Annotated in this window: 10 protein-coding genes; 7 read left to right on the forward strand and 3 right to left on the reverse strand. The window is 71.0% G+C overall.

The features are described from left to right. Positions 1-40 precede the first annotated feature (40 nt). Positions 41-3,043 carry a family 16 glycoside hydrolase gene (locus DEJ47_RS02515; RefSeq protein ID WP_150164486.1) on the forward strand — a complete coding sequence of 1,001 codons (3,003 nt, stop codon included), beginning with the start codon at positions 41-43 and terminating at the stop codon, positions 3,041-3,043. Positions 3,044-3,050: 7 nt separating this feature from the next. On the opposite strand, the gene DEJ47_RS02520 is transcribed toward DEJ47_RS02515, so the two are convergent. Together DEJ47_RS02520 and DEJ47_RS02525 are read right to left on the reverse strand one after the other, a co-directional pair. Then, positions 3,051-3,491, reverse strand: a complete 441-nt coding sequence (locus DEJ47_RS02520) for an OsmC family protein (protein WP_150164488.1) — start codon at positions 3,489-3,491, stop codon at positions 3,051-3,053. Positions 3,492-3,592: 101 nt separating this feature from the next. Further along, positions 3,593-5,638: a SpoIIE family protein phosphatase gene (locus DEJ47_RS02525; protein WP_150164490.1), complete on the reverse strand. Its 2,046-nt coding sequence runs from the start codon at positions 5,636-5,638 to the stop codon at positions 3,593-3,595. Positions 5,639-5,825: 187 nt separating this feature from the next. Between DEJ47_RS02525 and DEJ47_RS02530 the strand changes: the two genes are divergently transcribed. Both DEJ47_RS02530 and DEJ47_RS02535 read left to right on the forward strand, forming a co-directional pair. Then, positions 5,826-6,086 (forward strand): GlsB/YeaQ/YmgE family stress response membrane protein, encoded by a 261-nt coding sequence (locus DEJ47_RS02530; RefSeq protein ID WP_150164492.1) that lies wholly within the window; start codon positions 5,826-5,828, stop codon positions 6,084-6,086. Between the two features lie 114 nt (positions 6,087-6,200). Continuing rightward, positions 6,201-6,830, forward strand: coding sequence for an alpha-ketoglutarate-dependent dioxygenase AlkB (locus tag DEJ47_RS02535; protein ID WP_150164494.1), 630 nt, complete (start codon positions 6,201-6,203; stop codon positions 6,828-6,830). Positions 6,831-7,377: 547 nt separating this feature from the next. On the opposite strand, the gene DEJ47_RS02545 is transcribed toward DEJ47_RS02535, so the two are convergent. Next, positions 7,378-8,742: an FAD-dependent oxidoreductase gene (locus DEJ47_RS02545; RefSeq protein ID WP_150164496.1), complete on the reverse strand. Its 1,365-nt coding sequence runs from the start codon at positions 8,740-8,742 to the stop codon at positions 7,378-7,380. A 236-nt stretch (positions 8,743-8,978) separates the two neighbouring features. Here DEJ47_RS02545 and DEJ47_RS02550 point away from each other — a divergent pair, with 236 nt between their 5' ends. From DEJ47_RS02550 to DEJ47_RS02565, 4 genes are all read left to right on the forward strand, one after another. Beyond that, positions 8,979-9,305: a plasmid stabilization protein gene (locus DEJ47_RS02550; protein ID WP_150164498.1), complete on the forward strand. Its 327-nt coding sequence runs from the start codon at positions 8,979-8,981 to the stop codon at positions 9,303-9,305. A gap of 69 nt (positions 9,306-9,374) precedes the next feature. Then, positions 9,375-10,559, forward strand: a complete 1,185-nt coding sequence (locus DEJ47_RS02555) for an alcohol dehydrogenase catalytic domain-containing protein (protein WP_150164500.1) — start codon at positions 9,375-9,377, stop codon at positions 10,557-10,559. After that, entirely contained in the window at positions 10,556-11,131 is a 576-nt protein-coding gene (locus DEJ47_RS02560; protein ID WP_150164502.1) for an isochorismatase family cysteine hydrolase, read from the forward strand. Before DEJ47_RS02555 ends, DEJ47_RS02560 begins: the two co-directional genes overlap by 4 nt. Next, a complete protein-coding gene (locus DEJ47_RS02565; RefSeq protein ID WP_150164504.1) occupies positions 11,128-12,711 on the forward strand; it encodes an FMN-binding glutamate synthase family protein in 1,584 nt (527 codons plus the stop codon). Before DEJ47_RS02560 ends, DEJ47_RS02565 begins: the two co-directional genes overlap by 4 nt. Positions 12,712-12,714 lie beyond the last annotated feature (3 nt).

Here is a 12,714-nt window from a genome sequence, read left to right on the forward strand (position 1 = left end):
AGATCTGCGTAACCCACGACGGAACCACGCAGGAGGACGAGTGAAGCCTCACCGCAAAGCCCGAAGATCCACGGGACTGCTGCTCACCGCCTTTCTCGGAGCGGGTCTGCTCGCGCCCGGCGCGGCCGCGGACGACGACAAGCGGCCGTTCGCGGACTTGCCGCCCCAGGAACCCGGCGTCACCCTGCGCGTGTTCGACGTGCGGACGCCGCTGGAGAAGCTGTGCGACCTCAAGCCGGCCCAGACGCCCAACGTCGACAAGCTGATCCCGACGGCCGACTGGACGTCGACCGACGGCTTCGGCTTCAGCGACAACTTCGTGTCGCAGATCATCGGGAACCTGAACGTGCCGGAGGCGGGCGCGTACGACTTCCGGCTGATCAGCGACGACGGTTCGCGGCTCTTCCTCGGCGGTCAGCAGGTCATCGACCACGACGGGCTGCACGGCGCCGAGCCGAAGGACGGGAGCATCACCCTCAACGCGGGCCACCAGTCCCTGCGCATCGACCACTTCGACCGGGGCGGCGGCCAGCAGGTGACCCTCCAGTGGAAGCCACCGGGTGCGAGCGAGTTCACGACCGTGCCGAACTCCGTGCTGAGCACGGACGCCGACGTCGTACGGGTCACCGCGCCCGGCCGCAAGGAGTGCGAGGGAACGCACGACACGCCCGGTGACGGGCTGCCGCTCAGCGAGGTCAACCCCGGCTACAAGCTCACAGACCTGCGCCCCAAGGGCTTCGAGCCGCAGGTCTCCGCGATGGACTGGCTGCCCGACGGGCGGCTCGCGATATCGACGTGGGGCGGCAGCGACGAGACCAAGGGCGAGGTGTACCTCCTCGACCACGTCGCCGGTGACACGAGCCCCGAGAAGGTCACGTACAAGAAGATCGCCGACGGTCTCAGGGAGCCGATGGGCATCAAGTACGTGGACGGGAAGCTGTACGTGTCGGAGAAGCACCAGCTCACCGAGTTGAACGACACGAACAGGGACGACGTCACCGACGAGAAGCGGAGGGTCGCCGAGTGGCCGTGGGGCAAGAACTTCCACGAGTTCGCCTTCGGACTGCTCTACGAGAAGGGCGACTTCTATCTGAACCTCTCCGTCGCCATCAACTACGGCGGCGCGACGACCGACCCGCAGCCCGCCCCGAACCGCGGCACCACCATCAAGGTCAACAAGGCGACCGGCAAGGTGAGTTACCTCGCCGGAGGTCTGCGCACCCCGAACGGCATCGGACGCGGTCCGGGCAACGACCTGTTCGTCACGGACAACCAGGGCGGCTGGCTGCCCGCCTCCAAACTCGTCCACATCAAGCAGGACCGGTTCTTCAACCACTACACGAACCCCGACGGGCCCTACGACGACAAGCCCGTCACCAAGCCCGTGCTGTGGTTGCCGCAGAACGAGATCGCCAACTCCCCCAGCACGCCGATGCGGTTGAAGAAGGGGCCGTTCGCCGGGCAGATGGTGTTCGGCGATGTCACGTACGGCGGACTGCAGCGCGCGGACCTGGAGAAGGTCGCCGGTGAGTACCAGGGCGCGGTGTTCCGCCACACGCAGGGCCTGGAGGCCGGCATCTCGCGGATCAGCGAGGGCCCCGACGGCGCCATCTACACCGGCGGTCTGGGTGCGGACGGCAACTGGGGTCAGGAGGGCAAGCTCCGCTTCGGCCTGCAGAAACTGACGCCGAACGGGAAGACCGCCTTCGACATCAAGACGATGCGCGCCACGCGTGACGGCTTCGACCTCACCTACACGAAGCCCCTCTCCGAAGAGACCGCGGCCAAGCTCGCCGAGGGCGCGTACGCGGTCGAGCAGTGGCGTTACGTTCCGACGCCGGACTACGGCGGTCCGAAGGTCGACGAGGAGTCGCTGCCGGTCGCGTCGGCGAAGCTCTCGGACGACCGGCGCACGGTGCGGCTCACCATCCCCGGCCTGAAGCCGGACCGGGTCGTGCACGTCCGCTCGCCCCGCCCGTTCTCTTCCGCGGGCGGCGAGGAGCTGTGGTCCACCGAGGCCTGGTACACCCTGAACGCCAAGCCGGGCCCGCAGGAGCCCGTCACGACGTACGACGCCGAGTCCGCGAAGCTGTCGGGTGGCGCGGACATCGACAACGAGCACGCCGGGTTCACCGGGGGCGGCTTCGTCGACGGCTTCGGCGACAAGGGCGCGAAGGCGACCTTCGACGTCGTCGTCGACAAGAACGGCACGTACGACGTGGGGCTGCGCTACGCGAACGGCCCGCACCCCGCCCCCGGCACCAAGACGGTCGGCGTCAGCGTCAACGGCGGCGCGGCGAAACAGACGAGCCTGCCGTCCACGGTCGCGTGGAACCGCTGGTCGACGAAGACCGAGCGGCTCTCCCTGCGCAAGGGCCACAACACCATCACGTACGCCGTCGGCGCCGACGACACCGGTCACGTGAACCTCGACGCGCTCGACGTACGCAGACCCGGCACGCGCATCGACCTGTTCTCCGGCGGCAGTGTCTCCACCGCCTGGCAGCACAGTGACGGCCGCAGCGCGGAGTGGCCGCACAAGGCCGAGAAGTCCATGGAGGTGTGCTGCGGCGACCTGCGCACGAAGCAGCACTTCGGGGACTTCAAGCTGCATGTCGAGTTCCGGGTGCCGAAGCTGCCCGACGACGTGACGGGGCAGGACCGCGGCAACAGCGGGGTCTACCTCCAGGAGCGGTACGAGGTGCAGATCCTGGACTCGTACGGCGTGGCGAAGCTCGCGGACAACGAGGCGGGGGCGATCTACCAGAAGAAGGCCGCCGACCTGAACGCGTCGAAGCCGCCGGAGACGTGGCAGACGTACGACATCACCTTCCGTGCCGCCCGGTTCGACGCGGACGGCAAGAAGACGTCGGACGCCCGGGTCACCGTCGTCTGGAACGGCGAGAAGGTCCACGACGACGTGGCCGTGGACGGTCCGACCGGTGCGGGTGACGCCGAGTCCGCGGCGGCCGGCGCGATCCGGCTGCAGGACCACGGCAACAAGGTCCGCTTCCGGAATGTGTGGGTGGAGCCGGTGTCCTGACCGGCCGTCACCCCCCGGCGAACAGGGTCGTCCCGTCGGGGCCGAGTGCCTCGACGCGGGCGCCGTGTTCGACGGTACGGCTGACCGTGCAGTACTTCTCGTGGGTCAGCCGGATGGCGCGCTCCAGTGCCTCGGCGGCGCGGGTGTCGCCCTCGGGCAGATCGAGTTCGTAGGAGACCCGGACGACGCCGACCCGGCCGTCGTCCTCGGTCCTGGACACCGACTCGACGGTGACGCGCAGCGCGTCGTGCTCGACGGCGCGTGCCGTGCGGTCCACGACGAGTCCGCCGCAGCCGCCGAGTGCGGCGAGGAGGAGTTCGACGGGGGTGAAGGAGGGCTGGGCGTCGGGGTTGTCGGCGGCGGCGATGCGGACCTCGGCGCCGCGGTCGTTGCGGGCGGTCCAGTCGCGCTCGCCGTTGCGTACGGTCTCGATGCGGTAGTCGGCCATGGCGGAACGGTATCCAGGGCGGGACCCGGTACGGCACAGACTCTCGGGCGCCCGCTGGACGTCTCCCCGGGTGGCGGCGGGCACGGTGCCGTCGGCACGGCTCAGGCGTCCGCTACGGCGAAGTCGCACCATACGGCCTTGCCCTCGCCGCGTGGCTCGACGCCCCAGCAGGAGGCGACGGCCTCCACGAGGAGCAGCCCGCGCCCGGACGTGGCGGTCTCGGCGGGCGATCTCCTGCGGGGGCGGTCGCTGGAGCGGTCCTTGACCCAGAGGCGGACGCGGCGTGGTGGCCCGGAGAGCACCTCCAGGGTGAGGATGGCGCCGCCGTCGGTGTGGACGAGGGCGTTGACGAGGAGCTCACCGGCCGCCACTTCCACGTCGTCGGCGACGGCGCCGAACCCCCACGAGGCGAGGTGTTCGCGCAGCGCTGCCCGCGCGTCGGCGAGCCCTTCGGGGTCGGCCTGGTGGACGTACCGGTGGATGCGCGGCTCCTGGGGCGTCCCGGGGTCGGGCATTCTGCGCAGGACGAGGAGGGCCACGTCGTCGCTCGTGCCCCACCGCTGCCACAGCGCCTGGGAGAGGTGGTCCGCCAGGGCCTCGGCGCGTTCGGGGCCCTCGCGCATCACGTCGGCGAGGTTGGCCATGCCGGTGTCGACGTCGAGGGCGGCGTCCTCCACGAGTCCGTCGGTGCAGAGCACCATGGTCTCGCCCGGCACCAGGTCGAGCCGCACCTCGGGGAAGTCCTCCATGCCGAACTCGGTGGCCAGGCCGAGGGGCAGTCCGCCGGGGACCCGGGGCACGCCGACCCGGCCGTCCACGTGGCGCAGGAGGGGCGGCAGGTGCCCGGCGCGGACGGCGCGCACGATGCCGGTGGCGGGGTCGAACTGGGCGTACGTGCAGGTGGCGAACCGCTCCGTGTCGAGTTCGGCGAGGAAGCGGGAGGCACGCGAGAGGACCGTGCTCGGCGGATGGCCCTCCCCCGCGAAGGCGCGCAGGGCGATGCGGAGTTGGCCCATGATGGCCGCGGCGTGCGTGTCGTGTCCTTGTACGTCGCCCACGACCAGGCCGATGCGGCCGCGGGGCAGGGCGACGACGTCGTAGAAGTCGCCGCCGACGTCGCGGCCGCCCCACGCGGCGTGGTAGCGCACGGCGACCTCGCAGTCCGCGACGGCGGGCACGCCGCGCGGGAGCATGGTGGCCTGCAGGCTCCTGGCGAGGTCCCGCTCCTCGTCGAAGAGCATGGCGCGCTGCAGCGACTGGGCGACGATGCCGGAGAGCCCGATGCACAGGTTGCGGTCCGCGTCGGTGAAGTCCTTGCGGCCCCGGTAGAAGAGGCCGAGCCCGCCGATGGCACGGTCCTGGGCGACCAGCGGCAGGAACGCCGCCGAGTCGAGCCGCATGTGCTCGATGTAGGGCCGCAGGCGGGTGAAGCGGCGTGCCAGGTCGGGCAGTGAGGCGACGAAGCGGGGCTGCCGCGTCATGACGGCCTCGGCCAGCGGCTGGGACTCGTCGAACTTGTGCAGCTTGAGTTCGTCGAGGGCCTGCATCGTCTGGCCGACCAGGGCGATCAGCTTCAGTTTGTCGCCCTCGACGAGACCGAGGACGAGTCCGTCGGCGGCGAACCGGTCGAGGCCGCTCGCACCGGACAGGACGGCGACCACGTCGTCGACCGTGACGGCCCGCGAGAGGGCCTGTGTGGTGCCCTGCACCATCAGGGCGATGCCCTGGCGGCGTTCCTCCCTGGGGTCGATGGCGGCGAGTTCCGCCCCGTCGTCCGACGCCGACCGCAGGACGCCGAGGACGCGGACGGCCCGGCCCTCGCCGTCGCGCACGATGCGTCCGCGCGCGTGGCCGAGGTGGATCGTGCCGTCCCTGCGCCGGGCCCGGAAGTAGACGCCGTACCGGTCCGTGCCGGAGGCGACGGCCTCGGTGACGGCGTAGTTGATGCGCACGGCCTCCTCGGGCGGGATGCGCCTCGTCAGGCAGGTCACCCGGCCGTTGAATTCCTCGGGGCGCAGGTCGAGCACCGCGAGGGAGCCGGCGTCGAGACCGAGCGCGCCGGTCCTCAGGTCCCAGTCGAAACCGCCCACGCCGGTGAGGAGCAGGCACTGTTCCACATCGACGGATGTCTTCTTCGCTGACGTCATGGTGGTCTCCGGTATGCCGCTCGGCCACCATATGCCGCTCGCGCATCACCCGCCCGCCGGAGTCCGGGGTGCCGTTGGTCCCGCCAAACGTGACCTTGGTCCTGTGTGACTCGTCGTTGTCGGGACATTCGCTCTGTGTCGGCCTGGGGATCCAGGCCGGCCCGAGCACAAAGAGAGGAACGTTCTCGTGGGCATCATCGCCTGGATCCTGATCGGTCTCATCGCGGGAGCCATCGCCAAGGCCCTCACCCCCGGCAAGGATCCGGGAGGCTGCCTGGTGACCATGGTGATCGGCATCGTGGGCGGGCTGCTCGGCGGCTGGCTGGGCAAGGTGATCTTCGGCGTCCACTCGATCAACGGGTTCTTCCACCTGTCGACGTGGATCGCCGCCATCATCGGCTCCGTGATCGTTCTGTTCGCCTACCGGATGATCACGGGCAAGCGGTAGGACCCACCTGTAGGGCCTCTCGGGGGCGCGCATCCGACGCGGATGCGCGCCCCCGAGGCGTTGCCGGGCTCCGCATATTAGCTCGCCTGTTCGAATCCTGGTTACACTGCCCGTATGGCAACCCACCAGCTCCAGGGATCGCTCTTCGACCAGAGCGACGACGTACGCCTGGGCTCCCTCGCCGGAATCCGCCGGACCGTCCTCGGCGACGGCGCGTGGATCGATCTGCTGCCGGGCTGGCTGAGCGGCGCCGACGCCCTGTTCGAACAGCTGGCCACGGAGGTCCCCTGGAAGGCGGAACGCCGCCAGATGTACGAACGGGTCGTGGACGTGCCCCGCCTCCTCGCCTTCTACGGCACCGGTGAAACGCTCCCCCACCCCGTCCTCGACGAGGCCCGCCGAGCCCTCTCCGAGCACTACGCCGACGAGCTCGGCGAGGCGTTCACAACGGCGGGCCTGTGCCACTACCGGGACGGGCGCGACAGCGTGGCCTGGCACGGCGACCGGATCGGCAGGGGCGCCCGCGAGAACACGATGGTCGCCATCCTCTCCGTGGGAGCCGCGCGCGACCTCCTGCTCCGCCCCCGCCGCGGCGGCGCGACCGTCCGGCAGCCCCTCGGACACGGCGACCTGATCGTGATGGGCGGCTCCTGCCAGCGCACCTGGGAGCACGCCGTCCCCAAGTCGACGCGCGCCTCCGGCGGACGCATCAGCATCCAGTTCCGGCCGCACGGCGTGCGGTGAGGGCCTGTGTCACAACCCCGGTCGGATTCAGTGGGCGCCGTCTGGTGCGTGCGGTCGCAAGGCGCCGGAGCGTCCTGGGTGGGAGTCCCCCCTTGACCCCTCAGGCCTTGGGAAGCGCGTGCCGGACGGGGGCGACCCGGCCGGGGTCATGACACAGGCGCCGAGGAAGCGGAGCAGGACGACGGCGGGCGGGACGGGGTGCTCGTCGCGGGGTGAGCCGCGCGGGTCGGCGTGGAGCAGTCCGTCGGGGAACCGCTCGGCGACCCTGCGCCGTCCTTCCCTGCCGCGCCCGTCCGGCCGCGTCACGGTCCCGGTCCTCCACGACAGTGGCCGCACGCAGCTCGAGGACGGCGACGGGCCCGCTCTCCCGGGGGCGCAGTCCCGTCCGTACGAGAATCTGTGCCCCGAACACGGTGAGCGCGGTTCGGCATGCCCGCCTCCGCGACCGTGCCCCGCCGTTGGGGGGCCCGATGCGCACAGAGGAGGCAGATGGCCGGGTGACGGCCCCGGGCGCGGCCGGACGGTGCCGGTCGGGGGCGGGTCTCCGTCAGCTCGTGCGGCGGGTGAGTGCGTGGCGTACCACTTTGGCCAGCACGGCAGGGCGGAAGAGGAGTGCGGGCGGTGCCGTCATGTTCAGGACCCGTACGAAACGTGCCCAGACGCTCGGGTCGTGCACGGCGAGCGCGAAGACGTGCTGGTTGTACCAGTGGGCGAAGCGGGCGGGGAGCGGGTGGCCGGTGGGCGCCCACATGAGGTCCGAGCTGGTGGCCATGGTCCACGGGACCTGGATGACGCGGGCCGCGGCACGCTGGTAGGCGCGGCTGAGCCCGTCCAGGCCGCCGGTCCTGTGCCGGTCGAGGAGGCGGCCGAGCAGCTGCGCTTCGAGCGCGGCGACGGTGAGTCCCTGTCCGTACACGGGGTTGAAGACGCAGAGCGCGTCGCCGACCGCGACGAGGCGTTCGGGCCAGTGCGCGTTCTTGTGGTGCAGGCGCCATTCGTTGCCGGTGTTCGTGTAGCGCCGGATCTCTCCTTCGCGGGTGCCGCGCTTGATCTGTTCGGCGAGGCGGGGGGTGCCGAGGCTGTGGGCGAAGTCGAGGTAGCCCTCGTCGTCGGTGGGCGGCACCTGCTCGTCGACGCCGAACAGCGAGCACATCCAGCGGTCGCGTTCCACGGCGAGGACCACTCCGCCGCGCGGTACGTCCGGAGCGAAGGCCATCTGGTAGGCGACGTCGAAGTCCTGCCGGTCCTTCGGCGGGCGTACGTAGCACGCGGAGGTGTAGGTGATCTTGGCCTTGATGACGTTCTTCGGTGAGACGGGCAGGTGTGCGTCGCCGAGCCAGCGGTCGACGGACGTGGTGCGGCCCGACGCGTCGACGACGAGGTCGGCGGTGATCTCGGTGACGTCTTCTCCCTCGGTGCGGTACCGCACCCGGTCCAGGCGTCCCGGCGCGCTCGCGGTGACCGTCTCGCAGTGGGCCGCGGGGACGAGGCGCACCGCGGTGAGCGCCGAGACGCGCTGCCGCAGCCGACGCTCCAGTTCGTCGCGTGTGAAGGTCTGGATGCGGACGCCCACCGGGTCGGTCGGCGCGTACCCGGTGGGCAGCAGGAAGCTGATCCGTTCGCCGTAGTCGAAGACGGGCGCGCCCTCGTCGGCGAGCTCCGCCCGCAGCCCGGGGAAGAGGGTTTCCAGGACCTCGCCGCCGCGGGCGAGCAGGGCGTGCGCGTGGTGGCCCTGCGGGACGTGCGGGTGGACGCCGGTGTCCGGCGACACCGGATCGCGTTCCAGGACCAGCACCTCGGAGAAGTGGTCGGCGAGGACCCGTGCGGTCACGAGACCGGCGTACCCGCCCCCGACGACGACGGCCCGCTCCCAGCGGGCGGCGGGCGGCGAGCTGTGCTGGTCCTCCGGCATGGCCGGTCCCCTCCCTGACGGCGCAACGTCCCCCCACTCCACCGTCCGGCGCCCCGGTTCTCAAGACCCCCCGGGGAGCGCACGGAAGCACTTGATCTTCCGCCTCACGTCTCACGCCGGGGATCTCGGGTACTCGGCACAGGCCGCGATCGCCCGTGTGGCGGACCGGCGGACTGTGTGAGCACCGTGGGAGGGGCCCACACCGGCCGGACACGACCCAGTCGAAAGAGCAGATCATGCCCGCAGGATCGAATCGCAAGAGGGAACGGCAGTACGAGCACATCAAGGAGAGCGCGGAGGACCGCGGCGAGTCCAAGGCCCGCGCGAAGGAGATCGCCGCCCGCACGGTCAACAAGGAACGTGCGCGTTCCGGCGAGTCCCGCACGGCGAGCCGCACGTCCACGAAGGACCCGAAGTCCGCGTCGCAGCGTGGCGGTGAGCGCTCCCACCAGGGCGCGCAGGGCCCGACGAAGGACCAGCTCTACGCCGAGGCGAAGAAGAAGAACGTCAAGGGCCGCTCGTCGATGAACAAGTCGGAGCTGGCCCGCGCCGTCGGGCGCTGAGCAGGCTGCCCGTTCACCCGCACGGGCCCGGTGGGGCCCGTGCGGGCCGAGCAAGAAAGGTGCGTCATCATGCGTGCTCTGACATGGCAAGGCAAGCGCGACGTGCGCGTCGACGAGGTGCCCGACCCCCGCATCGAGAAGCCCGACGACGTGATCGTCCAGGTGACGTCGACCGGTATCTGCGGCTCCGACCTGCACCTCTACGAAGTCTTCGGGCCCTACCTGGAGGTGGGCGACATCCTCGGCCACGAGGCCATGGGTGTCATCGCGGAGACGGGTCCCGAGGTCACCGAGGTGGCCGTGGGCGACCGTGTGGTGATTCCGTTCAACGTCTCGTGCAACACCTGCTGGATGTGCGGGCAGGGCCTGCAGTCGCAGTGCGAGACAACCCAGGTCAAGTCGATGGGCAGCGGCGCCTCGCTGTTCGGGTACACCAAGCTGTACGGACAGGTGCCCGGCGGGCAGGCCGAGCTGCTGCGGGTGCCCTTCGGCAACACGCTGCCCATCAAGGTGCCGCACGGCCCGCCGGACGACCGCTTCGTGTACCTGTCCGACGTGCTGCCCACGGCGTGGCAGGCGGTGGAGTACGCCGACATCCCGCGGGGCGGCAGCGTCACGGTCCTCGGTCTCGGGCCCATCGGCGACATGGCCACCCGCATCGCGCGGCTGCGCGGCGCGGAGCTCGTCATCGGTGTCGACCTCGTCGACGCCCGCCTGGAGCGCGCACGCCGCAACGGCACCACCGTGCTCGACCTGCGCGAACACGGCAAGGACCTGGGCGATGCCATCCGTGACCTCACGGACGGCCGCGGCACGGACGCCGTGATCGACGCGGTAGGCCTGGAGGCACACGGCTCACCGGTGGCGACGGCCGCCCAGCGCGCCACCGCGCTCCTGCCCGACAAGCTGGCCCGCCCCCTGATGGAGAAGGCGGGCGTCGACCGTGTCAGCGCCCTCCTCGCGGGCATCGACGCGGTCCGGCGCGGCGGCACCCTGTCCATCAGCGGTGTCTACGGCGGAGCCGCGAGCCCGCTGCCGCTCCTGACCATGTTCGACAAGCAGATCCAGGTGCGCATGGGCCAGGCCAACGTGTGGCGCTGGGTCGAGGACATCCGCCCGCACCTGACGGACGACGACCCGCTGGGCGTCGACACGTTCGCCACGCACCACCTGCCGCTCAAGGACGCCCCGTCGGCCTACGCCACCTTCCAGGCCAAGGAGGACGGCATGATCAAGACGCTTCTGCGGCCATGAGCGCACGGCACGGCGACGACCCCGGCGCCCTGATCGTGATCGACATGATCAACACGTACGAGCACAAGGACGCCGAGCAGCTCCTGCCGTCGGTGCGCGAGGTCGTGCCGGTGATCACGGACCTCCTCGCCGCCGCCCGCGGGAGCGGGGCACCGGTGATCTACGTCAACGACAACTTCGGCCAGTGGCGCTCCCACCACGGGGAACTGGTCGAGGCCGCCATGGCGGGGCCGCACGCGGACCTGGTGGGTCCGGTGCGGCCGGACGACGACTCGCTGTTCGTCGTGAAGGCACGGCACTCGATCTTCTACGAGACGCCGCTGACCTATCTGCTGTGGGAGCTGGGCGTCCGCAAGGTGACGCTGTGCGGTCAGGTGACCGAGCAGTGCGTGCTGTACTCGGCGCTGGACGCCCACATCCGGCACCTGGACGTGACCGTGGTCGCCGACGCGGTCGCCCACATCCACCCGCACCTCGCCGAAGCTGCCCTGGAGATGATGCGCATCAACCTCGGGGCCCGCATCACCAACGGCAAGGACATCGGGTTCGGCGGAGGCGTCGCGACATCATGACGCGTTTCGTGACGGTGGGCGCGCTGCTGGCCTGCGCGGTCGGCGGCATGGTGCTCGCCCTGCTGACGTCGCCCTGGTGGTGGGCGGCAGCCGCGCCACTCCTGGCCGTGGCACTCACCGGTGTGTACGACCTCGTACAGCCCCGGCACTCCGTGCTGCGGAACTATCCCGTCCTGGGTCATCTGCGGTTCCTGATGGAGAGCCTGCGGCCGGAGCTGCAGCAGTACTTCGTGGAGCGCAACTACGACGGCAGGCCCTTCGACCGCGACACCCGCAGCATCGTCTACGAGCGGGCGAAGGGGGTCGCGGCCGAGGAGCCGTTCGGCAGCGAGCGCGACATGGACGACCGGGGGTACGAGTTCCTCGTGCCGTCCATGGCGCCCGCGCCGGTGCCGAAGGAGCCGCCCCGCGTACGGGTCGGCGGGCCCGACTGCACACAGCCGTACGACATGGCCCTCCTCAACGTCTCGGCGATGAGTTTCGGCTCCCTCTCCGCCCACGCGATCCTGGCCCTGAACACCGGGGCGGCCCGGGGCGGGTTCGCGCACGACACCGGCGAGGGCGGCCTGTCCGACCACCACCTGCGGCCCGGCGGCGACCTCGTCTGGGAGATCGGGACGGGCTACTTCGGCTGCCGCAACCGGGACGGGGAGTTCGACGCCCGGCAGTTCGCCGAGAAGGCCGCCCACCCCGCCGTGCGCTGTGTGTCGCTCAAGCTGTCCCAGGGCGCGAAGCCGGGCATCGGCGGCGTGCTGCCCGGCAGCAAGGTCAACGCCGAGATCGCCTCCGTACGCGGCGTGCCACAGGGCGAGACCGTCGTCTCGCCGCCGTACCACCGGGTCTTCTCCACACCCCGCGAACTCGTCCATTTCCTGGCCCGGATGCGGGAGCTCGCACACGGCAAGCCGGTCGGGTTCAAACTCTGTCCCGGGTCGCGGACCCAGTTCCTCGCCGTGTGCAAGGCCATGGCGGCGGAGGGCATCACGCCGGACTTCGTCATCGTCGACGGCGCCGAGGGCGGGACCGGCGCGGCGCCGCTGGAGTTCGCCGATCACCTCGGCATGCCGCTCACCGAAGGGCTCATCACCGTGCACAGCGCCCTGACGGGCGCGGGGCTGCGGGACCGTATCCGCATCGGGGCGAGCGGCAAGGTGGCGACGGGCTCCGACATCGTCAAGCGCCTGGCCATGGGCGCCGACTACACCAACGCGGCCCGCGCGATGATGTTCGCCGTCGGCTGCATCCAGGCCCAGCGCTGCCACACCAACCGCTGCCCGACCGGCGTCACCACGGTGGACCCGCGCCGTGCCCGTGCCCTCGACGTCGTCGACAAGTCGGCGCGCGTGGAACGGTTCCAGAAGGCCACGGTCCACAGCGCGCTGCAGATCATGGCCGCGATGGGCGTGCGCGACGCCGCCGATCTGGGCCCGCACCTCGTGCGGCGCCGGGAGGACAACGGCAGGTTCCGGTCCTACGCCGAGCTGTACGACTGGCTCTCCCCCGGCGAGCTGATCGCCGGGCCGCCCGCGAGCTGGGCCGCCGACTGGCACGCGGCGGACCCGGACAGCTTCGCCCCCTGACGA

The sequence above is a fragment of the Streptomyces venezuelae genome (assembly GCF_008642355.1).
Classification (GTDB): domain Bacteria; phylum Actinomycetota; class Actinomycetes; order Streptomycetales; family Streptomycetaceae; genus Streptomyces; species Streptomyces venezuelae_B.